The sequence below is a fragment of the Kitasatospora sp. NBC_01560 genome (assembly GCF_045208415.1).
Taxonomy (GTDB): Bacteria; Actinomycetota; Actinomycetes; order Streptomycetales; family Streptomycetaceae; genus Kitasatospora.
The window spans coordinates 8,923,043-8,948,675 of the sequence record NZ_CP109364.1 but is presented as its reverse complement, the minus strand read 5'-3'; the positions used below and the strand labels follow the sequence as shown (position 1 = coordinate 8,948,675).

The 25,633-nt window shown below is 73.7% G+C and carries 23 protein-coding genes; 15 read left to right on the top strand and 8 right to left on the bottom strand.

What is annotated here, in order from left to right; translation table 11 throughout:
• Positions 1-8: 8 nt before the first annotated feature.
• Positions 9-1,682: a carbohydrate binding domain-containing protein gene (locus tag OH807_RS38200; protein WP_406209097.1), complete on the bottom strand. Its 1,674-nt coding sequence runs from the start codon at positions 1,680-1,682 to the stop codon at positions 9-11.
• Positions 1,683-2,039: 357 nt separating this feature from the next.
• Here OH807_RS38200 and OH807_RS38195 point away from each other — a divergent pair, with 357 nt between their 5' ends.
• From OH807_RS38195 to OH807_RS38185, 3 genes are all read left to right on the top strand, one after another.
• Complete coding sequence (locus OH807_RS38195; protein ID WP_406209094.1) at positions 2,040-3,419, top strand: serine hydrolase domain-containing protein; 1,380 nt, start codon at positions 2,040-2,042, stop codon at positions 3,417-3,419.
• Positions 3,420-3,758: 339 nt separating this feature from the next.
• Positions 3,759-4,664 carry a GNAT family N-acyltransferase gene (locus OH807_RS38190; protein ID WP_406209091.1) on the top strand — a complete coding sequence of 302 codons (906 nt, stop codon included), beginning with the start codon at positions 3,759-3,761 and terminating at the stop codon, positions 4,662-4,664.
• Entirely contained in the window at positions 4,661-5,479 is an 819-nt protein-coding gene (locus OH807_RS38185) for a lysophospholipid acyltransferase family protein (protein ID WP_406209088.1), read from the top strand. Before OH807_RS38190 ends, OH807_RS38185 begins: the two co-directional genes overlap by 4 nt.
• A 98-nt stretch (positions 5,480-5,577) precedes the next feature.
• Here OH807_RS38185 and OH807_RS38180 read toward each other — a convergent pair whose 3' ends face one another.
• Positions 5,578-7,179, bottom strand: a complete 1,602-nt coding sequence (locus OH807_RS38180; RefSeq protein WP_406209085.1) for an MFS transporter — start codon at positions 7,177-7,179, stop codon at positions 5,578-5,580.
• Between the two features lie 303 nt (positions 7,180-7,482).
• On the opposite strand from OH807_RS38180, the gene OH807_RS38175 reads away from it, so the two are divergent.
• From OH807_RS38175 to OH807_RS38165, 3 genes are all read left to right on the top strand, one after another.
• On the top strand, positions 7,483-8,166 hold the full coding sequence (locus OH807_RS38175) for a TetR/AcrR family transcriptional regulator (protein WP_406209082.1): 684 nt from the start codon (positions 7,483-7,485) through the stop codon (positions 8,164-8,166).
• Positions 8,167-8,335: 169 nt separating this feature from the next.
• Positions 8,336-9,325, top strand: coding sequence for a prolyl aminopeptidase (gene pip / locus OH807_RS38170; protein ID WP_406209079.1), 990 nt, complete (start codon positions 8,336-8,338; stop codon positions 9,323-9,325).
• Positions 9,326-9,454: 129 nt separating this feature from the next.
• Positions 9,455-11,077 (top strand): esterase/lipase family protein, encoded by a 1,623-nt coding sequence (locus OH807_RS38165; protein WP_406209076.1) that lies wholly within the window; start codon positions 9,455-9,457, stop codon positions 11,075-11,077.
• A gap of 308 nt (positions 11,078-11,385) precedes the next feature.
• On the opposite strand, the gene OH807_RS38160 is transcribed toward OH807_RS38165, so the two are convergent.
• Together OH807_RS38160 and OH807_RS38155 are read right to left on the bottom strand one after the other, a co-directional pair.
• The gene (locus tag OH807_RS38160) at positions 11,386-12,036 is read right to left on the bottom strand and encodes a response regulator (protein ID WP_406209073.1); all 651 of its coding nucleotides are present in this window, start codon (positions 12,034-12,036) and stop codon (positions 11,386-11,388) included.
• Positions 12,024-13,268, bottom strand: a complete 1,245-nt coding sequence (locus tag OH807_RS38155) for a histidine kinase (protein WP_406209071.1) — start codon at positions 13,266-13,268, stop codon at positions 12,024-12,026. The genes OH807_RS38160 and OH807_RS38155 overlap by 13 nt, the downstream gene beginning before the upstream one ends.
• Before the next feature lie 541 nt (positions 13,269-13,809).
• On the opposite strand from OH807_RS38155, the gene OH807_RS38150 reads away from it, so the two are divergent.
• Both OH807_RS38150 and OH807_RS38145 read left to right on the top strand, forming a co-directional pair.
• Positions 13,810-14,058: a hypothetical protein gene (locus OH807_RS38150; RefSeq protein WP_406209068.1), complete on the top strand. Its 249-nt coding sequence runs from the start codon at positions 13,810-13,812 to the stop codon at positions 14,056-14,058.
• Between the two features lie 41 nt (positions 14,059-14,099).
• The gene (locus OH807_RS38145) at positions 14,100-15,158 is read left to right on the top strand and encodes an NAD(P)-dependent oxidoreductase (RefSeq protein ID WP_406209065.1); all 1,059 of its coding nucleotides are present in this window, start codon (positions 14,100-14,102) and stop codon (positions 15,156-15,158) included.
• A 134-nt stretch (positions 15,159-15,292) separates the two neighbouring features.
• On the opposite strand, the gene OH807_RS38140 is transcribed toward OH807_RS38145, so the two are convergent.
• The 3 genes from OH807_RS38140 to OH807_RS38130 form a co-directional block, all read right to left on the bottom strand.
• Complete coding sequence (locus tag OH807_RS38140; RefSeq protein ID WP_406209062.1) at positions 15,293-15,706, bottom strand: GNAT family N-acetyltransferase; 414 nt, start codon at positions 15,704-15,706, stop codon at positions 15,293-15,295.
• A gap of 40 nt (positions 15,707-15,746) precedes the next feature.
• Positions 15,747-16,352: an SMI1/KNR4 family protein gene (locus OH807_RS38135; RefSeq protein WP_406209060.1), complete on the bottom strand. Its 606-nt coding sequence runs from the start codon at positions 16,350-16,352 to the stop codon at positions 15,747-15,749.
• 89 nt (positions 16,353-16,441) lie between these two features.
• The gene (locus tag OH807_RS38130) at positions 16,442-17,080 is read right to left on the bottom strand and encodes a MarR family winged helix-turn-helix transcriptional regulator (protein WP_406209057.1); all 639 of its coding nucleotides are present in this window, start codon (positions 17,078-17,080) and stop codon (positions 16,442-16,444) included.
• A 97-nt stretch (positions 17,081-17,177) separates the two neighbouring features.
• On the opposite strand from OH807_RS38130, the gene OH807_RS38125 reads away from it, so the two are divergent.
• From OH807_RS38125 to OH807_RS38115, 3 genes are all read left to right on the top strand, one after another.
• Positions 17,178-18,542, top strand: coding sequence for an MFS transporter (locus tag OH807_RS38125; RefSeq protein ID WP_406209054.1), 1,365 nt, complete (start codon positions 17,178-17,180; stop codon positions 18,540-18,542).
• A complete protein-coding gene (locus tag OH807_RS38120) occupies positions 18,539-19,537 on the top strand; it encodes a YdcF family protein (RefSeq protein WP_406209052.1) in 999 nt (332 codons plus the stop codon). The genes OH807_RS38125 and OH807_RS38120 overlap by 4 nt, the downstream gene beginning before the upstream one ends.
• 416 nt (positions 19,538-19,953) lie before the next feature.
• Positions 19,954-21,438, top strand: a complete 1,485-nt coding sequence (locus tag OH807_RS38115; protein WP_406209049.1) for a PHB depolymerase family esterase — start codon at positions 19,954-19,956, stop codon at positions 21,436-21,438.
• 71 nt (positions 21,439-21,509) lie between these two features.
• On the opposite strand, the gene mca is transcribed toward OH807_RS38115, so the two are convergent.
• Positions 21,510-22,391, bottom strand: a complete 882-nt coding sequence (gene mca, locus OH807_RS38110) for a mycothiol conjugate amidase Mca (protein WP_406209047.1) — start codon at positions 22,389-22,391, stop codon at positions 21,510-21,512.
• A 190-nt stretch (positions 22,392-22,581) separates the two neighbouring features.
• Between mca and OH807_RS38105 the strand changes: the two genes are divergently transcribed.
• The 4 genes from OH807_RS38105 to OH807_RS38090 all read left to right on the top strand — a co-directional run bounded on the left by OH807_RS38105 (position 22,582) and on the right by OH807_RS38090 (position 25,621).
• Entirely contained in the window at positions 22,582-23,226 is a 645-nt protein-coding gene (locus OH807_RS38105) for a TetR/AcrR family transcriptional regulator (RefSeq protein ID WP_406209044.1), read from the top strand.
• A 194-nt stretch (positions 23,227-23,420) separates the two neighbouring features.
• Positions 23,421-24,101, top strand: coding sequence for a DUF6445 family protein (locus OH807_RS38100; RefSeq protein WP_406209041.1), 681 nt, complete (start codon positions 23,421-23,423; stop codon positions 24,099-24,101).
• A gap of 173 nt (positions 24,102-24,274) precedes the next feature.
• Positions 24,275-25,267, top strand: coding sequence for an N-acetylmuramic acid 6-phosphate etherase (murQ, locus tag OH807_RS38095; protein WP_406209038.1), 993 nt, complete (start codon positions 24,275-24,277; stop codon positions 25,265-25,267).
• An 84-nt stretch (positions 25,268-25,351) separates the two neighbouring features.
• The gene (locus tag OH807_RS38090) at positions 25,352-25,621 is read left to right on the top strand and encodes a hypothetical protein (RefSeq protein ID WP_406209036.1); all 270 of its coding nucleotides are present in this window, start codon (positions 25,352-25,354) and stop codon (positions 25,619-25,621) included.
• The last annotated feature ends 12 nt before the right edge of the window (positions 25,622-25,633 follow it).

The window sequence follows — 25,633 nt, the reverse complement described above, 5'->3', positions numbered from 1 at the left end:
ACGGCGGGTCAGCCGGTGAAGCCTGCCGTGATGGAGGTGAACTGCCAGTCGTTCTGGGCGATGCCGGAGCAGGTCTCCTGGAGGCCGCCACCGGCGCAGCCGCGGTCGCGGTTGACGGACCAGAAGGCGAGCCGGGCGATGTGGTGGCTGTTGGCCCAGTCGCGGATCGCGGTCCAGTTCTGGACGGTGGTGGTCTCCCCGGTGTCGCTGAGACCGTTCATGCCGGAGAGGCCGATGTGCGCGTAGGCGGTGGCGTCGTCCCACCCGAAGGTGGACTTCAGCTTCGCCTTCAGACCCTCGGCGGCGCTGACGGTGGCGGCGTACATGTCGGTGGAGGCGTTGCCGAAGTCGAACGGCATGATGGTGAAGACGTCGATGTCCGCGCCGAGCGCCTTGGCCTGCTCGATCAGCCGGTTGCCGTAGGAGGTCGGGCCGGTGGTGTCGGTACCGAAGGTCAGAATGGTGCGCAGGCCGGGGTTGTTCTGCTTGACGGTCTTGAGCGCGCCGAGGATGCGGTCCTGGACGGCGGCGTTCTCGAACTCGTCGGTGTTCTCGATGTCGACGTCGATCGCCTTGAGGCCGTAGGCGTCGATCACCTTCTGGTAGGCCGCGGCGAGGTCCGCCGTGGTGGCGCAGTTGGGGCCGAGCTTGTTGCCGCTCCAGCCGCCGATGGACGGGACGACGTCGCCGCCGGCCGCCCGGACGGCGTTGACGGTGGCCTGGTCCACGCCGTTCAGCAGCGGGCGCTGGCTGTCCCAGGCCGGGTTGCAGCCGTTCTGGGCGAGGACGAAGGCCAGGGTGAACCACTTGACGCCGGTGGCGTTCATGACGGTGGTGGCGGCCGGCGGGTTGCCCCAGCCGTTGTAGAGGTAGGGCGCGGCCTGCTTGAAGCCGGTGGGGGTGCCGCCGCCCGCGGTGTCGGTGGTGACGGCGAGCGGGCCGGAGGCGGCGGAGGTGTTGCCCGCCGCGTCGCGGGCCCGGACGGTGAAGCTGTAGGCGGTGGCCGGGGTGAGGCCGCTGACGGTGGCGCTCGCCCCGGTGGCGGTGGCGACCTTGGCGGCGCCCTGGTAGACGTCGTAGGCGGTGACGCCGACGTTGTCGGTGGCCGCGTCCCAGGCGAGGCCGACGGTGGTGGCGGACTTCGCGGTGGAGCGCAGGTTGCCGGGGGTGGTGGGGGCCTGGGTGTCGGCGGGGGTACCGCCGCCGGGGCCGTCCAGGGTCAGGTCGTCGGCGTAGTAGGTGCCCTGGCCGTACCAGCCGTTGAGGTAGACCTCGGCGCTGGTCTGGGTGGCGCCGGTGGTGAAGGCGACGCTCAGTTTGGTGTAGTCGGCGGCGGAGGTCCAGCTGGAGGCGCCGCCGGTGACGCCGAGGTAGACGTAGCTGCCGCGGACCCAGCCGGAGAACGTGTAGCTGGTGTTCGGCTGGACGGCGACCGTCTGGGTGCACTTGGCGTTGTCGCCCGCGCTCGCGGCGCCGGCCAGCGCCTTGGCGCCGCCGTGCACAGGGGCACCGACGACGGAACCGAGCCCGCCGCTGCAGGACCAGCCGGCCAGGGTGCCGGTCTCGAAGCCGGGGTTGGTGAGCTGGTTCGCCGCGTGGGCGGCGGTCGGTGCGGTGAACGCGGCGGCCGCCGCGAGCAGGGTGGCCGCCGCGGCGGCGGGCAGTCGGGTGCGCTGGTGCACCGGTGACCTCCAGTGGGGGTGTGGGGGTGGAGGTGCGGGGAGAAGCCCAAAATGGACTGGACCAATTCACGGTGTCAAGTCCCGCCCGCCGAACGGACGGCGGCGGATCGACGGCGGATCGGCGGCGGATCGGGGACCGGGGTGCGCCGGGGCGGCGAGCGGGGTGCGGCCCGGCCACGGCGCCGTTCCGGCCACAGCACCGTTCCGGGACGCCCCGGGAAAAGGTGTGGATCCGAACAGACCCCGGGGCTAGGTTGGGAAGGCCGTTCGCGCTGCCGCCGACGCCCCTGGTGACAGCCCCCGGCACCCGGCGGCCCGAGCCGTTCGAGCGCTCCTTCGGATGATTCAGAGGATCAGATGACCGACCTGTACGACGAGCTGTTCCCCACCACCCGCCGCGCCCTGCTGCACCGGATCGCGGTGGCCCAGACCGAGGGGCGCACGCCCTCGCTGGTCGCCGCGGTGGTACGGGACGGCCGGCCGGTCTGGAGCGGTGCGCGCAGCATGATCGACGGTCATGCGCCCACCCCCGACGTGCAGTACCGGATCGGCTCGATCACCAAGACCTTCGTCGCCGTCCTCGTGCTGCGGCTGCGCGACGAAGGCCTGCTCGACCTCGCCGACCCGCTCGGGCGCCACCTGCCCGGCACCGCCGCCGACGGCGCCACCGTCGCCCAGCTGCTCTCCCACTCGGCCGGCCTCGCCGCCGAGACCCCCGCGCCCTGGTGGGAGCGGACGGACGGCGCACTGCGCCCGGAGCTCGCCGACGTCCTGGAGGGCGAGCGCCCGCTGCGACACCCGGCCGGCCGGCTCCACCACTACTCGAACCCCGGCTTCGCCCTGCTCGGCGCGCTGGTCGAGCGGCTGCGCGGCGAGCCCTGGGGCGACGTGCTCCACCGCGAGGTGCTCGAACCGCTCGGTATGGACCGCACCACCCTGCTCCCCCAGCACCCGCACGCGGGCGGGTTCGCCGTCCACCCCTGGGCCGACGTCATGCTCCCCGAGCCGCTCACCGACACCGGCGTGATGGCGCCGGCCGGACAGCTCTGGTCCACCACCACCGACCTCGCCCGCTGGGCCGCCTTCCTGGCCACCGGCGACGACAAGGTGCTGGCCGCCGACACCGTCGCCGAGATGCGCCGGCCCGCCGTCGGACCGGAGGGCGACGACTGGTCCGACAGCTACGGGCTCGGCCTCCAGCTGATCCGGCACGAGGGCCGGCTGCTCCACGGGCACTCCGGTTCGATGCCCGGGTTCTCCGCCGGGCTCTGGATCAGCGGGACGGACGGCCTGGCAGCGATCACCATGGCCAACGCCACCAACGGCACCAACACGACGCGCGTCGCGGCGGACCTCATCGCGCTCACCGCCCGGCACGAGCCCCGGCTCCCCGAGCCCTGGCGCCCGCTGCCCGAGGTCGACGAGGAGCTCCTCGCGCTCACCGGCCCCTGGTACTGGGGCGCCGCCGGGCACGCGCTGCACCTGAAGGCCGACCGCGTACTGGAGTTGGTCACGCTGACCGGCGGCGCGCGCCACTCCCGGTTCCGTCCCGAGCCGGACGGCACCTGGACGGGCCTGGACAACTACTACGCCGGTGAGACGCTCCGGATCGTCCGCACCGCCGACGGCTCGGTCAGCCACCTCGACCTCGGTTCCTTCGTCCTGACCCGCGAGCCCTACGGCCCGGCCGACGTGATCCCCGGCGGTCTCGACCCCCGGGGCTGGTCGGCCGGCTGACCCCGGCCGGCGGACCGGTCGGAGCGACACGAGGGCCTGCCCGGCGAGCCGGGCAGGCCCTCGGCGTCCCGGGCCGCTGCCGCCACACCGCGGGTGCCGGTTTCCACCCCATGTCGTGGAGCAGCGGGCGGCGGGCGGGCAAGGGCCAGGTGACCGGCAGGCGCCGGGCGGCCTCATTCAGCAGGTGCACATCTACTCTCCGCCGAACCGCAACGTGGACGCCAGCCGGCTCGGAAAAACATACGGATACCGGTTCGCACGCCCGACGACCGAGCGGGCCGGGCCGGTGCCACGGCGTTCCGTGGCCGCCGCCGTCCGTGCTGCCCTGGAGGGTCCGCCATGACCACCGTCCCCACGTACGCTCCGCTCGCAGTCGCCCCCGGCCACACCGCCGCGGTCCCCACTCCGCGCCCGGCCCGGCCGGCCATCGTCCCCGCCACCGTTCCCGCCCCCACCGCTCCCGGCACTCCCGGCACCGCTCCCGCCGCCTACACCGTGTCGCTGGCGCAGGACGAGGACGACGTGCGCGCCGCCCAGCGGCTGCGCCACCAGGTGTTCGCCGCCGAGCTCGGCGCCGTGCTGCGCAGCCCCGTCCCGGGCCTGGACGTCGACCCGTTCGACGCGTACTGCGACCACCTTCTGGTCCGCGAGGGCGAGTCCGGCACGGTGGTGGGCACCTACCGGCTGCTGCGCCCCGAGGCGGCGCGGCGGGCCGGCCGGCTCTACTCCGACAACGAGTTCGACCTCCGCAACCTCGGCCCGCTGCGCGACGGCCTGGTGGAGCTCGGCCGCTCGTGCATCCACCCCGACCACCGGGGCAACGGCGCCGTGATCAACCTGATGTGGGGCGGCATCGCCCGCTACCTCGCCGACACCGGCAACACCTGGGTCGGCGGCTGCTGCTCGATCCCGCTGGACGACGGCGGCGCCACCGCGGCCCGGGTCTGGGACACCGTCAGCGCCAAGCACCTCGCCCCCGAGCAGTACCGGGTCACCCCGCACCGGCCCTGGGACGCCACCGGCGTGACGCGGGCCGACCGGGCCGCGCTGCCGCCCCTGCTCCGCGGCTACCTGCGGCTGGGCGCGTGGGTCTGCGGCGCCCCCGCGCACGACCCGGACTTCGGCACCGCCGACCTGTACGTGCTGCTGTCCCTGGAGCGCACCGACCCGCGCTACCTGCGGCACTTCCTCTCCGGGCAGCCCGGGCTCACCGGCTCCGGCGCCGCGCCGGCCGCCACCTCATGAGCGTCTGGCTGCCCACCGCCCCGTGCACGCCGGAGACCTGCCTGACCGACCGGGCCCCGGTCGTCGCGCCGCCCCGGCGGGTGCTGCGGCTGGCCGCCTGCCTGGTGGTGCTGGTCACCGGCCTCGCGCTGATCCTGCCGGTGCGCGCGCTCCCCGCGGGGGTGCGCGACCGGCTGGTCAGGCGCTGGGCCCGCACCCTGCTCGGCTCGCTCGGGGTCTCCCTCCGGCTCGGGGCGCCACCGGTGGCCCAGGGCGGGGTGCTGGTGGTGGCCAACCACGTCTCCTGGCTGGACATCCCGCTGATCGCCGCCGGCCGGCCGGGGCGCTCGCTCGCCAAGACCGAGGTGGGCCGGTGGCCCGTCCTCGGGACGCTGGTCGCCTGGGGCGGCACGGTCTTCCTCGACCGCGACCGGCTGCGGACGCTGCCCGGCACCGTCGCCGCCGTCGCGGAGGTGCTCCGGGCCGGACGGCCGATGGTCGTCTTCCCCGAGGGGTCGACCTGGTGCGGGCGGGAGAGCGGCCGGTTCCGGCCGGCCTTCTTCGAGGCCGCCGTCCGGACGGGCGCTCCCGTCCAGCCGGTGACGATCCGGTACCGGCTGGCGGACGGGCTCCCGACCAGTGCGCCCGCCTTCGTCGGCGAGGACGGGCTGCTCAGCTCGCTCGCCCGGGTGGTCGCGGTGCGCGGGCTGGTGGCCGAGGTAACGTTCCTGCCGCCCGTCGCGGCCCCGGCCGGGGCGGGCAGCGAGCGGTGGCGGGCCCGCCGGGAGCTGGCCCGGGCGGCCCAGGCCGCGGTGGAGGCGGCCGGGCGGCGGTGACGCCGGCGGCGGCGGGCGGACGGGCATCGCCGCCGGACCGCAGGACCGCAGGACCGCCCGACCGCAGGAGCCCCGTCCGCGGGCCGGGCGGCGGTGCGTCAGCCCGCCCGGCCCGCGCCCACCGGGTGCCGGCCGGCGGTGTCCGGCTGCCCCGGTCCGCCGTCCGGCGCCGCCGGCCCGGACCGGCCGCCCCGCCGGAGCAGGACGGCGACCACCACGGCCGTGGCCGCCAGCCCGGCCGAGCCGCACCGGACGGCGAGGTGCAGCCCGTCGACGAACGCCCCGTCGACCGCCGCCTGCACCGACGCCGGCAACACCGCCCCCGCCCCGCCACCCGGAGCACCGGCGGGCCCGGCGCCGCCCCCGGTCAGCGCGTCGGCGCCCCGTCCGGCCAGCTCGGGCGGAGCGCCGAGCCGGGCCGCCGACGCGGTGAGGGACTCGGTCAGCCGGTGGGTCAGCACAGCGCCGAGGGCCGCGACGCCCACGACGCCGCCGAGTTCGCGCAGGGTGTTGACGGTCGCCGAGGCCATCCCGGTCCGGGCGGGGGTGACGCGCTGGAGCACCGCGATCGAGACGGGGGTGAACGTCAGCCCCATCCCGAGGCCCATCGCGAACAGCGTCCACAGGTACTCGGGGTAGCGGGCCTGCGCACCGTAGAAGGAAAGGCCGCCCAGCCCTGCGGCGCAGAGCAACAGGCCCAGCACCAGCGGCAGTCCGGGACCGTGCCGGCCGGTCAGCCGGCCGGCGACCGGCGCGCCTGCCACGATCATCGCCGTCATCGGCAGGCCCGCGTACCCGGCGTCGGTCGGCGCCCACCGCAGGACGCCCTGCATCAGCAGCGGCAGGAAGAACATCGCGCCGAACATCCCGAAGCTCACCATGAACCCGCTGAGCAGCGCCCCGCCGAGGACACCGTCGCGGAACAGCCCGAGGTCCAGCATCGGCTCCGCCAGCCGGCGTTCGAGCAGGACGAAGGCCACCAGCAGGAGCACCGACGCCGCCGCGCAGACGAGCACCCGGGCGTCCGTCCAGCCCCGGGACGGGCCCTCGATCAGCGCGTAGACGAGTGCGCCGAGGGCGGCGGCGGACAGCACCAGGCCGCCGAGGTCGATCCGCCGCGCCCGCGGGGCGAGGTCCGGCAGCACCCGGCCCGCCAGGACGAGCCCGACCACCCCGACCGGCACGTTGATCCAGAAAACGCCTGCCCAGCCCAGGTGGTCCACCACCGGACCGCCGATCACCGGCCCGACCGAGAGGCCGAGCGCCGAGACCGCCGACCAGAGCCCGATCGCCCGGGCCCGCTCGCGTTCGTCGGTGAACACGTGCCGCAGGATGGCGAGACTCCCCGGGGTGAGCAGCGCGGCGCCGACGCCCTGGAGCATCCGGGCCGCGACCAGGGTGCCGGCCGAGCCGGCGAGTGCGGCGGCCGCCGACCCGACGGTGAACAGGGCGAGCCCGAGCCGGAACACCCGGGTACGGCCGTAGCGGTCGCCGAGTGCGCCGCCGGTGAGCAGCAGCGCCGCGTAGACGAGGCTGTACCCCTCGACCACCCACTGGAGGCCGCTGATCCCGGTGTCCAGCTCCCGCCCGATCCGGGGCAGGGCGATGTTGACGATGACGTTGTCCACCATGGACATGAACATGGTGATGCACAGCGTCGCCAGTGCGAGCCCCTTGCGCCGGGCGCCCGACTCCCCCATGACTGCTCCTCCTTGGTCGTGGCCTCCGTGAGCCGGAGCTCCGTGGGCCGAGTGCGTGCGGGCCGAGCCTTCGCGGCCCGGTTCTCCCGGCCTGAATCTCCGGGATCCGGATCTCCGCGGTCCGGATCTCCGTGAACCGGGATCCCTAACACCGTTAGGGATCGCTCGGCAGGGACAGCGTGTCCCTAACGGTGTTAGATTGCAAGCGGAATCTCCGCAGCCGCGGGAATCCGGACGGACGCGGGGCCCGGAGCCACCCGGAGCCGCAGGACCCCGCCGTCCCGGGAGGCGAAGCGAGGCCCCATGCCGGCGGACGACGACACCCCGCCCCAGCCCGCCCTGACCAGGGAGGCACTCGTCACGGCCGCCCTGCGGGTGCTCGAACGGGACGGCCTGGCAGGCCTGTCCATGCGGAAGGTCGCGGCCGAGGTCGGCGTGAAGGCGGCCTCGCTGTACTGGCACGTCCGCAACAAGCAGGAACTGCTCGACCTGCTCAACGACGCGATCATGGCCGACGCCGTGGCGCCGCCGCGCAAGGGGGACTGGCGCAGCCAGTTCCTGGAGTACGGCCGCCGCTACCGCCGGCTGCTGCTCGACCGGCGCGACGCCGCCAAGGTGGTCGCCGGGCGGCTCGCCCCCGGCCCGCACCTGCTGCGGCTGATGGAGGAACAGCTCGACCGGCTGCGCGAGGCCGGCTTCTCCGACGCCGACGCCGCCATGACCACCTACCTGCTCGGCGCCTACGTGCAGGGCTTCGTGCTCCAGGAGCAGTCCCCCATCTCCGCCGAGGAGACCACCGGCACCGCCCGCGGCGCCATCGCCGCGGCCGCCGGCGAGCGCTTCCGCGCACTGCCGCCCGGAGAGTTCCCCAACCTCGTCGCCCTGGCGGGCGCCCTCACCGAGCCCGCCATGGACGCCCGCTTCGACTTCGGCCTCGAACGCATCCTGGACGGCCTCGCCACCCTGCTCCCGCCGGACAATCGCTGACCGCGGCCGCGAGCACGCCCGCGCCGGCCCCGGCCCCGGCCCCGGGCGCAGGTCGACGACCCGTCGGTGCAGGCCGGCTGACGGACCGTCGGGAAATCCGATCGACGGGCGCCGCGGCGGGCGGGTAGCCTCCCACGGCCCGTCCGTTCGCACCGGGAGGTACTCCGCCATGTCCGCGTTCCATCCGCTCCGCGAGGCGTACGCCGAAGGCCTGTTGGAGGTCGGCGACGGCCAACGGATCCACTGGGAAGCCTCCGGGAGCCCGCAGGGCAAGCCCGCGCTGGCGGTGCACGGCGGGCCCGGCTCCGGGCTCAACCCGACCAGCCGGCGCTACTTCGACCCCGAGCGCTACCACCTCGTCCAGTTCGACCAGCGCGGCTGCGGGCGCAGCCTGCCGCACGCGGCCGACCCGGCCACCGGCCTGGAGCACAACACCACGGCCCACCTGATCGCCGACATGGAGAAACTGCGCGAACACCTGGGCATCGAGCAGTGGCTGCTGTACGGCGGCTCCTGGGGATCCACGCTGATCCTCGCCTACGCGCAGGCCCACCCCGAGCGGGTCTCCGAGATCGTGATCTGCGGGGTCACCATGACCCGCCGCGAGGAGACCGACTGGCTCTACCGCGGCGTCGCCCGGCTGTTCCCCGGCCCCTGGGAGGCCTTCCGCGACGCGCTGCCGCCGGCCGACCGGAGCGGTGACCTCGTGGCCGCCTACAGCAGGCTGCTGAACAGCCGGGACGAGACCGTCCGACGCTCGGCCGCCCGCTCCTGGGCCACCTGGGAGGACGCCGTCATCGCGCACGAATCGCTCGGCAAGCCCAACGCCTACACCGACCGCCCCGACGACGCACTGATGGCCTTCACCCGGATCGCCGCGCACTACTTCTCCCACGGCGCCTTCCTGGACGACGGCCGGCTCCTGCGCGACGCCGGGCGGCTGGCCGGCATCCCGGGCGTGCTCATCCACGGCGCACTCGACCTGGGCTCCCCGCTGGAGAGCGCCTGGGCACTGGCCAGGGCCTGGCCGGACGCCGAGCTGACGGTCGTCCAGGAGTCCGGGCACACCGGGAGCCCGGTGATGCGCCGGGCGATCTTCGAGGCCGTCGAACGGTTCGCCGCCACCGGCCCGCGCCCCCTCCGCCGACACGAGCAGTGACGAACCATCAACGGTCCGCATCCGGGGGGTGACAGCCCGCGCCCGGGCCCCGACACTGGAGGTACGAGCTCCACACCAACCGGTCGGCCGGTGCCCACCGACACCGGCCGCGGAGAGGGCAGGCCGGCCATGAACACGCCGTCCGCCAGGCTCCCGATCATCTACGTCCGGGGTTACGCCGGGGGCACCTCGGGGATCGAGAAGGCCGTCACGGATCCGTTCTACGGATTCAACGAAGGCTCGATGCACATCCGCGTCGGGCGTGAGAACTCCCCCGTCTTCTACCAGTTCGAGAGTCCCTTACTGCGCCTGCACCTCGACGAGGGCTACCACATCTTCGTCGAGGGCGGCCAGGGAACATACCTGGAGACCCACGACCGGATCCCACCCGACAGCATCTGGATCCACCGCTTCTACGACCTCTGCTCCGGCAGCTGGGGCGGCCGGCCCGAGCGGTTCGACCTGGAGTCGGCCGCCGCCGACCTCCTCGCGCTCATCGAGACGCTCCGGGACCGCACCGGCGCCCCGCGCGTCCACCTGGTCGCCCACTCGATGGGCGGACTGGTCTGCCGCTGCCTGCTGCAGAAGACCATCCCCGACCAGCGCCCGGGCCGCCGGGCCGCCGACTACGTCGAGAAACTCTTCACCTACGGGACACCGCACGGCGGGATCACCTTCGACGCCGGCCCCGCCGTCCCCGAGGCGCTCCGCGACGCCCTCAACATCAACGGCTCGGACATCTTCGGCCCCGCCCGGATGTACCAGTACCTCACCCCCACCGCCCTCCTCGACCCGGCCGGTCCGCCCGACGGCTGGCGCGCGGTCGACATGCCCGACGACGACGGCAGCGGCACCGCCGAGGAGGCCGCCGGCAGCTTCCCCCTGGAGCGGGTGTTCTGCCTGGTGGGCACCGACCCGTCCGACTACGAAGTGGCCCACGGGATCTCCTCGGCGGCCGTCGGACCGCGCAGCGACGGCCTGGTGCAGATCGCGAACGCCAGGGTCACCGGCGCCCAGCAGGCCTTCGTGCACCGCAGTCACAGCGGGCGGTACGGGCTGGTGAACTCCGAGGAGGGCTACCAGAACCTGCGCCGCTTCCTCTTCGGCGACCTCCGGGTCAGCGCAGACCTGGTCGGGCTCGACGTCCCGGTCGACGACCCCGACGTCACCTGGCAGGCCGAGGTCTCGCTCTCCGTGCGCGGATTGCCGGTCACCATGCACGAGCGCGCCGCGCCGCACTGGTGCCCGATCCAGCTCACCGACCCGGCGGAGAGCGGACTCGGGAACGGTCACGGGAACGGGAACGGGAACGGTAGCGCGAACGGGAACGGGAACGGAACTGCGAGCAGGAACGGCGACGGCACCGTCCGGCTGGCCACCACCTTCCTCTCCAGCGCGCTCCCGCGACCCGACGCGACCGGCCCGCTGCGCTACGCACTCGACCTGCGGGTGTTCTCCCTCCACGAGCACCACGGCTTCTTCGGCTTCGGCGACCACCTGGAGACCACCGCCGACTTCGCCGACAGCCTCATCGTCGACGTCGACACCTCCGGTCCGCGCCCGGCCGCCTGGGCCCACTGGAACTCCCAGGTCACCGGAGCCGTCAAGGACCTCCACCCCACCGGCGACCCGCTCCCCGACGACGACCCGACCGCCGCGTCGTGGGTCGGCCACCTCGACCTACCCGCCACCGCCACCCCGTTCCTCGGCGCCCGTGCCGCCGTCCGGCTCTCGGTGGGCCCGTGGAACTAGGGCCTCCCTCATGGATCAGGTCGGCCTGATCAGGTCGGCCTGATCAGGTCGGCTGGCTCGGATCGGCTGGATCGGATCGGTGCCCGGCATGATCCATAAGGGCCGGGACGGCACCGGCCCCCGCTCCGTACTGCTTGGCGAGCCCCCGGGCACTCGGCAGCGCGCCGCCGGCTTCTCTCCTCGATCGTCGGCAACCGCTGTTCGAGCGGGTCGAGTTCACCGAATCAGCCGTCCCGGACAGCCCCGGCATGCAGCGCGCAGGCGAAGGAAGCCCCGGGCTGTCCGCCCGTGCCGACGCCACAGGCCGGTCAGGCCCGGGACGCTCCGAGGAAGCGCAGAACGGCGAGCACGCGGCGGTGGTCCGTGTCGATCACCGGCAGGTCGAGCTTGGCGAAGATGTTGTTGATGTGCTTGGCCACCGCGCTCTCGCTGACCGTCAGCGCCTCGGCGATGCCGGCGTTGGAGCGCCCCTCGGCCATGAGGCCCAGTACGTCCAGTTCACGAGGGGTCAGCCGGTCCAGCGGGTCGTTGTCCCGTCGCAGCAGCAGCTGCGCGACGACCTGCGGATCCAGCGCCGTGCCCCCGCCCGCGACCCGCTGCACCGCCTCCACGAACTCCCCCACATCGGCGACGCGTTGCTTGAGCAGGTAGCCCACGCCGCTGGTGTTGGTCGCCAGCAGGTCGGCCGCGTACCGCTCCTCCACGTACTGCGAGAGCAGCACCACCGCCGTTTGCGGCCACCGCCGACGGATCACCAGCGCGGCGCGCACCCCTTCGTCGGTGAAGCCGGGCGGCATCCGGACGTCGACCAGGGCGAGTTCGGGCCGGTGCTCCTCCACTGCCGCCAGCAGCGCTTCCCCGTCACCGACCTCCGCGGCGACCTGGAAACCACCCGTCTCCAGCACCTTGACCAGACCGATCCGCAACAGCACCGAGTCCTCGGCGATCACCGCTCGCACAGCAACTCCGCCGCGACGGTCGTCGGTCCGCCGACGGGGCTGCTGACGCGGAAGGTCCCGTCGACGGAGCCGACCCGCTTGGCCAGCCCGCTCAGCCCCGTACCGGCGGAGGCGTCGGCACCACCCAGTCCGTCGTCGGTGACGTTCACCCGCAACACCTTCCCGACCCGCCTGACGGTCACCTCGGCACGTGTCGCGCGAGCGTGCTTGGTCACGTTGGCCAGCGCCTCGGAGATCACGAAGTACGCGACCGACTCCACAGCGGGCACCACCCGCTCCTCAAGATCGACCCGCAGGCGCACCGGCAACGGCACCCGGGCGGCCAACCCGGACAACGCCGCGTCCAGCCCTCGGTCTTCGAGGACGGCCGGGTGCAACCCGCGTACCAGATCGTTGAGTTCGGCGATCGCCTCCTTCGCCTCAAGGTGTGCCTCAGCGATCACCTCGCGGGCCTCACCCGGCAGGTCGGGGCGCGTGGCCATGGCCAGGCCCAGGTTGACCGCGAGGGAGACCAGCCGCTGCTGGGTGCCGTCGTGGAGGTCACGCTCGATCCGGCGGCGCTCGGCGTCGACTGCCTCGATCAGGTCGGTGCGGCTCCCGGCCAGGTACTCGACCCGCTCCTGGAGCCGCTGGGCCCGGCTGGGCCCGAGCAGCGCCAACGCGACTCGCGACTCCGTCCGGGCCACCGCCCCCGCCGTCCAGGGCACGGCACACAGGAGGGCGAGGCCTCCCACCGTGTAGCACGGCACCTGTGTCGTGTAACCGAACCAGTCCTGGCGGACCCCCACCGGCAGCGCCCACACCCAGCCGCAGGCGATGGCGCCCACCAGGCCCGCGGCCGCCATCGCCAGCACCGACAGCTCCAACGCGGCCACCAGCGGGCCCAGGAGAAGGTGGTATCCGAGCTGACGCAAGATACGCGTCAAGGAAAACCGCCGGGCCGCTGCCGCCCACGACCACCGCTCCGGCGTGGGCGTCGGCCGGGGGATGTCCACTCCGAGGAGTGCCCGGTGGCGGTACCGCTGAACGGCCGTCAGCACCGGGGCACCGAGCAGGATCAGGGCGGCCGACGCGGTGAGCACCGAAGCCCAGTTCCCCGTCCGGGCAACGGCCGTCGCGCCCCAGGACCACACGGGCACCAGGACCAGGTGCGGCATGACACCGGCGGCCAGGAAGCCGGTGTCCCGCCGCACCCGAAGCGCCGAGCGCCTCAGCACGGGTGGAATCATCATGATCCGACACTAGGACACCTCGACCGGGGTCTGCCATGAGCCTGGCATCCGAATCCATGGTGGCACCAGTGCCACCGATGCTGGTTCTGCAGTCGGGCGCGTGAGGCGCTGGAGCCTCGACATCACCGCGAGCGCCCAGCCAACGCTTCGCCGTTACCAGTTGGGGTAGTGGCCGAGCCGACGAGTGACGTACGACTCCGGCACGGCATCTGATTCGGTATCCGATCCGGCACGTCCTTCGGACCATGCCGGCAGTGCCCGGCAGGCGTGCACCCGCTGATTCCCCGCGGAGCCCGGCCCCTTCACCCGGTACTCAGGCTCGCGCCCCGGTGGCTCTGCCCCGGTCTCCGGCCCTGGTTCCGCCTCTGGATCTGGCTCTGGATCTGGCTCTGCCTCCACCTTCGCCGGGACCGCCGTTGCCACAGCGCCGTCAAGCGCCACGACCGCTTCCACGACCACGGCCGGCACACGGCCGGCACCGCCGCCGAGCAGGCGGCCGCCCGCCCGACACCCCATCCCACCGACCGAAAGTGCTGCCGACATGCGCCCCACCCTCTTCACCGTCGACCTCCCCGGTCCCGGACGGCTGAGCACCATGGCCAAACCCCGTGGTGACGACTGGATCGACGACGAAATGACCGCGCTGCGCGCCGGCGGCGTCGACATCCTGGTCTGCACACTCACCGGACACCGCGGAACAACGGGAGTGGACCACCAAACTGCCCCGGAGCACCGCGCCCTGACCCGTCGGATGCCTCCGACCGGCAGCGGAACGATCAGATCGACCTGACAAAGTACTCCTAAGAACCCTACCGGGGAGAGGAGAGTCGGATGGAGCGGGCCCGGATCCTGCTGTTGGACGCGGCTCCCGGTGCGCTGCTCGGCCGGGAGTTGGAGCGTTGGCTCGACCACGGACTGGCCGTCACGCTGAACCTGCGCCGGGTGGCCGACCACGCCGCAGTGCGTGCCCGCTGGGACGACCGGGTGGACTTCACCGACTTCGACGCCTTCGACGAACCCGCACTGCTCGCCGAGACCCTCCGGGACGGGCACGGCTACGATTCGGTCAAGTCGCGGGCCGGCGTTCCGCTGCGCGCGGCCTTCCTCGCAGCCGCGACCGACCCGGGCCTGACCCACCGGCTCCGGGTGATCGGCCGGGCCGGTGCGGGCACCGACCACGTCGAGCTGACTGCCGCCGCCCGCCACGGCGTCGCCGTCACTCACACCCCGGGCTCCAACGCGCCTGCGGTCGCCGAGTTCGCCCTCGCCCAGCTGCTCGCCCTGCTCCGCGATCTCCCGGCCCACAATGCCGCCTCCCACCAGGGCAGTTGGCGCCCACCCGCCACCCCGGCGACGGAACTGTCGGAGCTCACACTCGGCATCGTCGGCCCCGGGCGGATCGGCCTCGCCCTGGCCGACCGGACCACGGCTCTCGGCATGGACGTGCAGTGCTTCTCACGACGCACGACCGGCGGCCCACTGCCCCGCACCACCACCCTCGGCGCACTGCTCGCCACCAGTGACGTGGTCTCCCTGCACCTCCCGCTCACCCCACGGACCCGGGGCATGGTCGGACGGGCAGAGCTGGCGCTGATGCGCCCCGGTTCGATCCTGCTGAACACGGCCCGGGGCGGAATCGTCGACGAGCAGGCGCTGGCCGACGCGCTGCGCGACCCCGGACACCCGCTCTCCGCAGCCGCCGTCGACACCTTCGAGCACGAGCACGCCGCCTTCGCCTCGCCGCTCTTCGGCCTGCCGAACGCCCTGCTCACCCCGCACGTCGCCGGGATGACGGGAAACGCGATGGCCACGGCCGCCCTCCACTGCGCGGACCACATCGCCGCCCTGCTCGCCGGCCGCCCCGACGGCGTCCCGGTGGCCGGCGCCTGACGTTTCGTCAACTTGGCAGCACGCGGCACTGGGTCCGGCCGCGACGGCCTGGGACGAGACGGACGCGACGGACGCGACGGACATGCTGAACAGCCGTGCCGTCGGGAGCCGCCGGGCCGGAGTGCGGGCCCCGCTCAGAGCCGCCTGAGCCCCGCGGCCGTCGGCAGGAAGCCGCACTGCGCGTAGAAGGATTCGAGGCACGGCTCGTAGTCGACGTGCAGCCACTGCGCACCGGCGGCCTTCGCCTCGTCCGCAGCCGCGCGGACCAGCCGTATCCCGAGCCCCTGCCGGCGCTGGTCCGGGTGCACGGTGGTGTCCAGGATGAAGGCGTGCGCGCCACCGTCGCCGACGACGTTGACGAATCCGACCAGCCGGCTTCCGCGGCGCGCGGCGATCCAGGTGAGACTGCGGGCCAGCACGGGCGCGAAGGACGTCGGCCTGTGGTCCGGCCACGCGGCGTCGAACAGCTCGTTGAGCTCGGCATCCGTGAGTTCGGGCCGCACCACCAGCACCTCGTCGCCGTTCTGCGACGGATCATCGATCATCATGCCGAGCAGCTTGCCACGCGCCCCGGCCGGCTCCTGCCCCTCAGCGGCGGGCGGGTTCGAAGACCGGGACGGGGAGCAACGCGCCCCCGGCTTCGCCCTCGCCTTCGCTGTCGTCGCCGTCATCGCCGTCATCGCCGTCGTACTCGTCCTCGACTTCGACTTCGAGTGAGAACGCCTCGGTCGTGATCCGGCCGCTCAGCAGACCGTGGAGGAACTCCACCGCGCCCATCTCGTGCGACTCGTAGTACCAGCTGCGCGGAGTCCAGGCGACGACCGTCCAGGTGTCCGGCTCCCCCTCGGTGCGCCAGCAGAGGCGAGCGCCGTTGTCGACCGCGGCCCACTCCAGCAGACCGCCGGGCTCCGGGTAGAAGAGGTGCGGGCACTTCTCCGGATTGGTGCGCCGGAAGGACCGCTCACCGTCCAGCAGTCGTCGAGCGTGCTCCAGCAGCAGGTTCCTCGCGCCGAAGGACGTCAACGGGCTGATGAAGTCGACGAAGAGGCCACGGCCGTAGCTCGCGTCGAGCGCCTTGAAGTCTGCCGGAAGTCCGAGCCCGAGCGCGGCCTCGACCTGCTGCCAGTCGCCGGTCGTGTCGACCGGGTCCGCCGGTGGCGGCACCAGGCGGCGCAGCTCGTCGATCGTCGTCATGCCGCGGAGTGTACGCGGCACGGCCGGCAGCGCGGCTGGAGGCGGCGTGGGAGCGGCCGACCCGACCGCACCGGCCACACCGGCCGGGCCTACGCCCCGGAGCACGGCCCGTTCGCGGCATCGGGAGGCTCGGCACCTTCCACCACCAGCAGGACGCGACGGAGGAGGTCGGAGAGGACCTGCCGTTCGTCCGGTGCCAGCACGCCGAGGAGGCGGCGTTCCTCCCGGCCGACCACGTCCAGGGCCTCGTGCCATGCCGCCCGGCCGGCCTCGGTGAGTTCGACGTCGACCCGGCGCCGGTCCTCGGTGGAGGGGGTGCGGACGATGAACCCACGCCGCTCCAGGGCTTCGAGGCGGCCGGTCACGGAGGCGGGCGCCAGATTGAGGTCGGCCCGCAGCTCGGACGGGGTGGCGCGGCCGCCGCGGCCGGCCAGTTCGTGGAGCGTGTCGAACTCGTGCTTCTGGAGCCCGTAGTCGGCGACGCCCTGCTCCCGCACCCGGCCGAGGTGCCGGGTGAGCTTGGACATCCGGGTGACTGCGCCCTCGATGGCCGGGTCGAGGTGCGGCAGGGCGGGGCTCCAGCGCGCAACATGACCGTCGGTCCAGTCGCGCGGCTGCGCGCCCGGTCGGCTGCCCGCGCCCTCGACCTGGTCCGCGTCGCCGCCCCGGCCCGGTTCCGGGTCTTGCCGGGTGGGCGGTTCGTCGGCTCGACGCGCGGAGTGCTCCATGCGACGAGAGTCTAGGCGGCGGACGACCGCAGAGCCCGTCACGAACCCCACAGGTATTTCGTTGCCGAAATTTCGGTAACGAAATATAGTTCCCGACGTGACTCACCCCCTGCGACTCCACAACTTCCGGCTGCTCTTCATCGGCCGGACCATCTCCGCCCTCGGCGATGCCGTCGTCCCCACCGCCTTGGTCATCGCCATCACCCGGGCCACCGGATCCGCGGGTGCACTCGCCCTGGTACTGGGCTGCGCGATGGTGCCCAAGGTGTTACTGCTCCCGCTGGGCGGCGTGGTCGGTGACCGCTTCCACCCCCGCGTGGTCGCCATGGTGACCGACCTGGTCCGCGCCGCCGCACAACTCTTCGTCGCGGTCGAACTGATCGGCGGCGAACCCCGGCTGCTGCACCTCGCCGTGGCCTCGGCCATCGGCGGCACCGCCTCCGCCTTCGCCATGCCGACGGCCGCCCCGCTGGTCGCCGCCACCGTCGACGGACCACTGCGGATGCGGGCCAACGCCCTGCTCGCCTCCGCGGGCAACCTGGCACGCCTCGGCGGCCCCGCCCTGGCCGGCCTGCTCGTGTACACGACGGGGGTGGGCTGGGCGTTCGTCCTGGACGGGATCTCCTTCGTGGTCGGCGCGGCGCTGCTCGCCCGCCTGACCGTCCGGCACTCGCCCGCCGAGCGCCGTCCGTTCTTCGCCGACCTCGCCGAAGGTTGGATCGAAGTCCGCTCCCGGGACTGGTACTGGACCAGCCTGATCGCGCACGGCGTGTGGAACGGCGCCAGCACGGTGCTGATCACCCTCGGCCCGCTGATCGCCAGCCGCCACCTGGGCGGGGACGGCGTCTGGATCGCCATGACGCAGGCCGGCGCGCTCGGGCTGCTCGCCGGTTCGCTGATCGCCGGCCGGGTGCGACCGTCCCGCCCGGTGCTGGCCGCCAACCTCGGTCTCGCCCTCTACGCGCTGCCGCTGCTCGCCCTCGCCGTCACCGCCCCGGCACCGATCACCGTGACCGCCTACGCCGTGGCGATGGCCGGGCTCGGCTACCTCAACCCGGTCTGGCAAACCGTGGTGCAGCAGGAGTTCCCCGCCCAGGTGCTGGCCCGGGTCACCTCCTACGACTGGCTGCTCTCGCTGGCCGCCGCCCCGCTGGGCTACACGCTCGCACCCCTGGCCGCCCAGACCTGGGGAAGCACCGGACCGCTGCTGGTGACCGCCGCTCTGGTCGCCCTGGCCTGCGCGGGCACCGCGGCCGTGCCGGGCGTGCGCCGGATCGGCCGCCCAGTGCCGACGGAGCCGACTCGGGCCACCACCCGGGCTACCCCGGCCGAGCCGATGCCGGCAAGGAGTGGGCGAACCACCCCTGAGGGAAAGGGAAGTGAAGGAACGGAGCCCGGCCGACCTGACGCATCGAGGCCCCTGGCCGACCGCTCCGACCCGGCCCCTACGATACGAGCATGATCGCCTACGCCCCAGCGGCCCTCTTCTTCGTCCTGTGCGGGATCGGGGTCCTGCGCGACCGTCGCCGGTTCAGCAACGCCGTCCTGCTCGGCATCGCCGTCTCCCTGCTCGCCCTGGCGCTGCTCGCCGAACTGCGGAAGGCGCCCACGCTGGTGGCCGAACTGGCGGCGGCCGCGATCATCCTGCTGCCCGCGATCGGCACGCTGGCGCTGATCGGTTTCCTGATCTCCAACGGCCTCACGATGATCCGCAAGGAGGGCCTGCGCCCCGCCAACCTGCTCTCCCTCCTCGCCGGGCTCGGCATCCTCGCGGTGCTCGGCCTGCTGCTCGCGGCGGTGATCACGGACTCCTACCGGCTGGGCATCCTCGCGGGCACCGCCGTCCTGGTGGTCGGGTACGTCTCCTTCCTGTTCGTCTGCTTCGTCGGCTACGCCTTCCTCTACGGTCGTCACCGGCCGCGCCGGGACGTGGACTTCGTCGTGGTGCTCGGCTCCGGTCTGATCGGCGGCGAGCGGGTGCCGCCGCTGCTCGCCAGCCGGCTCAACCGCGGACGGGACGTGTACGAGAAGCAGGCCGCACGCGGCAACCCTCCGGTGCTGATCACCTCGGGCGGCCAGGGCCCCGACGAGAAGCTGCCCGAGTCCCACGCGATGGCCGACTACCTCGTCGAGCGCGGATTCCCGGCCGAGCAGATCGAACGCGAGGACCGCTCCCGGACCACCGAGGAGAACCTGCAGTTCAGCAGGGTGATCATGGAGCAGGCCAAGCCGGACTACCGCTGCGTGATCGTCACCAACAACTTCCACGCCTTCCGCGCCGCACTGATGGCCCGCAGGACCGGCGTCAACGGGCAGGTCTTCGGCTCCCCGACGGCCGCGTACTACTGGCCGAGCGCGACCATCCGCGAGTTCGCCGCGGTCTTCCTCTCCCACAAGCTGGTCAACTTCGGCATCTGCGGCCTTCTCGCCCTGTGCGGACTGCTCGCCGCACTCTGATCCCGGCCGCAGGACGACCGCGGCTGGGGGACGACCGCGGTGCGGGAGCACTCCGGCCGCAGGACGACCGCGGCCGCACGGTGATCACGGGGCGCGGTGATCACGAGGCAGCCGGGGTGGCCATGGCGGTGCGGGCCATGACGGGGAGTCGGAGGCCGGGTGACCGTCACATGTCTCCCGCCGGCGGGACGCGCCACGCTGCACGGCAGTCCTCCGTACTCCTCCCCCACTCCGGAGTCCTCATGACTGCGCTGTCTGCCGCCGGTCCGCACCTCCCTCCGCCACCGTCCTCCCGCACGCCCTCGTCCTCGTCCTCAGCGTCGCTCCCGGCCTCCGTGGTACCGGTTGCCACCCGGCGCCGTCACCGCGGGGGCTTCGGCCGCGGTAGGCGGTTCGCGCGCACCGCGGCTGCGGCGGTGCTGGCGGCGGGTCTGCTCACGGCCACCGCCGCACCCGCCTCGGCGGCCTCCACCCGCCCGGCGAGCGTCACCACCTCTTCCGCCCCCGCCTCTGCCACCGCCTCTGGCACGACCAATGCCGATGCCGCAGCGGGCGGGACGTTCCAGCAGGTCACCGGTTTCGGTGCCAACCCGGGCAACCTGGCCATGTACGCCTACGTCCCCGCAGGGCTGCCGACCGGTGCGCCGCTGGTGGTCGCGCTGCACGGCTGTGTGCAGACCGCCACCGACTACTACCGCAACTCCGGCTGGACCAAGTACGCCGACCTGTACGGGTTCGCGGTCGTGTTCCCGCAGACCGGCTCCGCCAACAACAGCCTCTCCTGCTTCAGTTGGTTCGACGCCACCAAGGACGGCCGGGGTTCGGGCGAGGCCGAGTCGGTCGTCGAGATGGTGACGAAGGCCCGGTCGCTCTACGGCTCGGACAGCCAACGGGTCTTCGTCACCGGCCTCTCGGCGGGCGGCGGGATGGCGGCCGACCTGCTGGCCGACTACCCGGATGTGTTCGCGGGCGGTTCCGTCGACTCCGGCCTGCCCGCGCACTGCGCCACCTCCCAGAGCGCCGCCTCGGGCTGCCAGAACAACGACCAGCGGCTCACCCCCGCTCAGTGGGGCGACAAGGTCCGCCGGGCGTACCCGGGTTACACCGGTCCCCGGCCGCGGGTGGCAATCTGGCAGGGCACGGCCGACACCACGGTGAAGCCGGTGAACGCGACGGAGCTGCGCGACCAGTGGACGGACGTGTGGGGCATCGGCCAGAGCGCGTCCGCCACCCGGAGCCTGCCGGGCGGCACCACCCAGTCCGTCTACAACGACGCCGGCGGCCGGGCGGCCGTGGCGCTCTACTCGGTCGCCGGGATGGGCCATGGGCTCGCGGTCGGCCCGGGCGCGGGTGCCGACCAGTGCGGGGCCACCGGCGCCTACTTCCTCGACACGATCTGCTCCAGCTACTACACCGCACAGTTCTGGGGCCTGGACGGCGGTGGCGGACCGTCCACCCCCGGGCTGCCCGCGCCCGCCGGTGTCACCGCGGCCGGCACCGGGCCGGACGCGGTCGCCCTCACCTGGCAGGCCGTCACCGGCGCCGCCTCCTACGCCGTCTACCGGGACGGCGTCCGGGTGGCGACTCCGGCCGCCGCCGCGTACACCGACACCGGGCTGCGCTCCGGAACGTCGTACGGCTACGGCGTGGCCGCCGTCGACGCGACGGGGGCCGAGGGAGCCCGGTCGGCGACAGTGGCGGCGCGCACGACAGGCGGCGCGCAGCAGTGCTTCACGGACAGCAACTACAACCAGGTGAAGGCGGGGCGCGCGACGCAGAGCGGCGGACTCACCTACGCCCTCGGCTCCGGGCAGGCCATGGGCCTCTGGAACACCTTCACCACCCACACCCTGCAGCAGACCGGCCCCGGGTACTTCGTACTCGCCGACGGACAGTGCTGACGCCCGCCGGGCCGGAACGGGACCCGCACCCGGGCCCGCACCCGGGCCCGCACCCGTAAGGCTGACGTGGCTCATCCAGCGGCCTCCCCGGGCCTGAGACCGGCGAACAGGTCCGTCTCGGGGAGCGCCGCCCGGACGAGGCTGCGCGCCAGGTGGTAGTCCTCGGTCGGCCAGACCTCGCGCTCGACGTCCCGCGAGTGGGCCATGAACCCGGCGCCGGGCTCGATCTGGGTGGCGTGGGCGAGCAGCGCGGCGTCCCGTACGGGGAACTGGTCGGCGCAGGCGATCCGCGTGGTGGTGGCGAGGGCGGGAGGGGTTTCGGGCCAGCCGGCGAGCAGCTCGCCCATCGCCGAGCCGACGCCCCGGGCCGTCATCGCGTCGTGCAGGGTCTGGAACCAGAGCCGGGACAGGGCGAGGTGGTAGTAGAGCTTGGCCGGCTGCCAGGGCTCGCCCGACTCCGGGTAACGCCCGGGGTCGCCGGCCGCTTCGAAGGCCTCGACCGTCACCCGGTGGGTCATCACGTGGTCGGGGTGCGGGTAGCCGCCCGTCTCGTCGTAGGTGATGACGACCTGCGGGCGGAAGTCGCGGATCAGGGCGACCAACGGCGCCGCGGCGTCCTCGACCGGCCGGAGCGCGAAGCAGCCCTCCGGCAGCGGCTCGTCGGGGCCGGGCAGGCCGGAGTCGGTGAAGCCGAGGAAGCTCTGGCCGACCCCGAGGATCTCGCGGGCGGCCGCCATCTCCTCGCGCCGGATCCTGGCCAGGTCGGCCCGGACCTCGGGGCGGTCCAGTGCCGGGTTGAGTACGGAGCCGCGCTCGCCGCCGGTACAGGTCGCGACCATCACCTCCACCCCCTCGGTGGCGTACCGGGCGAGCGTGGCGGCGCCCTTGCTCGACTCGTCGTCGGGGTGGGCGTGGACGGTGAGCAGGCGAAGGCCTGGGGGCTTGGTGAACACGGGTACTCCTTCTATTGGGAAGCCGGGTGGCCGGTGACAGCCCGTCTGGCCGGTCTGGCCGGCTGGGACCGATGACGGTCGGGGCGGACCGGATGCGCGCCCGCCGAGGAAGAACTTAGGTCCGACACACTCACTAGGTCAAGCACAATTTCTGTGTCGGACCCAACGAATCTGCGCTAGGCTCTCCTCCATGACCGACGGCACCCCGAACCTGCGCGAGCTCAACAAGCGGCGCACCCGCCAGGCGATCTCGCACGCCGCGACCCGGCTGTTCATCGAGCAGGGCTTCGACCGGACCACGATCGCCGAGGTGGCGACCGCCGCCGGCGTGGCGAAGATGACCGTCACCAACCACTTCCCGCGGAAGGAGGACCTCGTCCTCGACCTGCACGCGGAGCTCGTCGCCGGCCTGGCCCGCACGGTCACCGACCGCTCCCCCGGCGAGTCGGCGCTGGCCGCGCTGCGCCGGGAGTGCCTGGCGGCCCTGGACCGGCACGACCCCTCCCTCGGATTCGCCGGGGCCGACTTCGCCCGGACCGTCACCGACAGCCCCGCGCTGGTCGCACGCCTGCGCGAGATCCACGAGCAGAGCGAGGACGCGCTCGGTGCGGCGCTCGCCGAGGCCACCGACTCCCCGCCCGCAGACCTCACCGCCCGGCTCGCGGCCGGCCTGCTCGCCGCGATCCACCGGACGCTGTTCACCGACGTGTTCCGCCGCGGGCTGGCCGGCGAGGACCACGCGACGACGGCCCGGGCGATCCGCCCGGCCGCCGTCCGGGCCTTCGACCAGTTGGAGAGCGCCCTCGGCGGGTACGCCGTCCGCCCCTCACCATGACCCGGACTCGCCCTGACGCGGCCCCACCCTGACCCGGACATCCCCACAGCCGGCCAACAACCGCGACCACGACCACGACCAGCACCACCCGAACAGACCGGGTCCGAACAGCGGGGAAGGCCATGCGGGCAGTTGACGAAAGGTTGACCTGCTCACGGCAGAACGTTGGTGACCTCCGCGCCTATGGTCGGCGCATGCCCCCTCAGCCCACCGGGCGGACGGTCCTCCCCGTCCTGCCGTACCGCAAACCCACGCCCGGCCGGGACTACTGGCTCCTGGACAACGTCCTGCCCGACCCCGACGCCGTCAGGGAACGCGTCCTGGCCCGCGGCGACTGGACCGAGGGCTACCCGTACCGGCCCGAGGCCTGGCCCGGGCTGCGGACCATGCCCGGTCTGGAGCCGAACGAGCTGGCCCGGGTGGAGTCCCTGGTCCGCAAGGCGACCGGCGCGTCCCGGCTCTGGGTGCAGAGCACGCCCGGCGGCGGCACCCTCAACCACAACTGCGTGCAGGTGGTCGGCGCCGGCGAGTCGGAGTCCCGGCCGCACACCGACTCACGGGCGCTGTGCCGGTACGCCGCAGTGCTCTACCTCTCCCCCGGCGCGCCCAAGGACGCCGGCACCAGCTTCTACCGTCAGCAGTTCCCCGGCGGCCGGCTCGGCGGCAACCTGGTCAACGCGCCCCACAACAACCTGGTCGAGGCGCTCGGCACCCGACACGTCCCCGGCGACTCGTTCACCGAGGACGTCCGCGTCCCCAACCGGTACAACCGACTGCTGCTCTACCACGCCAACCTGATCCACAGTGCCACCGCCTACTCCGGCATCACCCTGGAGGAGCGGCGGATGACGGCGGTCTTCTTCTGGATGGCCTGACGACGACGGCGGTCGGGCCCAACAGCCTCACCCGGCACACAGTCGGACGAGCTCCGGGTCCGCCATCAGCACCACCCGGCCGGCCCCGGGCTCGAAGCCGAGCACCGGCCCCCTACCGCCGTCCCGGACGCCGACCCTGGTTGACGCCGTCCGCGCACGGGGAGGTAGCGGTCATGGAGAACGACCCGGCGCCCGCGCCGAGCAGGGACCCCGCCGGAGGCGCACCGGCGCCGCCCGCCCCGAACACCACCCCGAACACCGCCCCGGCCGGAGCGGCGACGGAGGCCGTACGCCCGGAGTGGGCCGAGCTCGACCTGCTGCCGACGCTCGACCTGCTGCGGTTGATGAACGCCGAGGACCGCACCGTCGCCGAGGCGGTGGCCGGCCGGCTGCGGGAGATCGCGGCGGTCGTCGACGCGGTCGCGGCACGAATGGGCCGAGGCGGTCGGCTGGTCCATGTCGGCGCCGGCACGGCAGGGCGGCTCGGAGTGCTGGACGCCGGGGAGTGCCCGCCGACCTTCGGCACCGCGCCCGGCCAGGTGGTGGGCCTGATCGCCGGCGGGCCGGCCGCCCTGGCCGGCGCCGTCGAGGGCGCGGAGGACCGGCCCGAGCTCGCCGCCACGGACCTGGCGGCGCTCGTGCTCACGCCGCAAGACACCGTGATGGGGATCTCGGCCTCCGGCCGCACCCCGTACACGGTGGCCGCCGTCCGGCAGGCCCGGGCCGCCGGGGCGCTGACGGTGGGGCTGGCCTGCACCCGGGGCTCCGCCCTGGTGGCCGCCGCCGAGCTCGGTATCGAGGTGGAGACCGGCCCCGAGGTGGTGGCGGGCTCGACCCGGCTCAAGGCGGGGACGGCGCAGAAGCTGGTGCTGAACCTGCTCTCGACGGCCGTCATGGTCCGGCTCGGCAGAACGTACGGAAATCTGATGGTCGACGTCCGAGCGGGCAACGAGAAGCTCCGCGACCGGGCCCACCGGATCGTCGTGCAGGCCACCGGCGCCGACCCCGACACCGTCCGGGACGCCCTGGCCGCCACAGGAGGACGGGCGAAGGACGCGATCCTGGTCATCCTGGCCGAGGTGGATGCGCCGGCGGCCGACCGGCTGCTCGCGGCCTCGGGCGGCCGACTGCGCGAGGCACTGGACTCCGCGCGCCCACAGGCCTGAAGCCGAACGGCGCCCGACCGCCCCGGACACCCGCCCCGGCCGTACCGGTCCGTCCCGGACGGGCTCCGTGGCCGCACGGCCGGGGTGGAGTTGCTGATCGGCTCCGCGGGCCCGGCGCTCGGCGATCTGCGGGCCGGGGGCCTCGCCGCCCGCTACGGGATCCGCGCCGCGCTCCGCAGTGGCGGGCTGCTCTGCCTGGGATCCACCGGCGTGCTCGCCGCCGCACTGCCGGCCCTCTGGCGGTACGACGTGCGGACGGACCCCCACGTGGCGGCCGTCCGGGCCGCGCAGCCGGCGGGCTCGGGGGAGGACGGCGGTGCACCGGACGCCCCGCACCCCGCGCCCGCCGGGTGAGCCCCGCGGGGC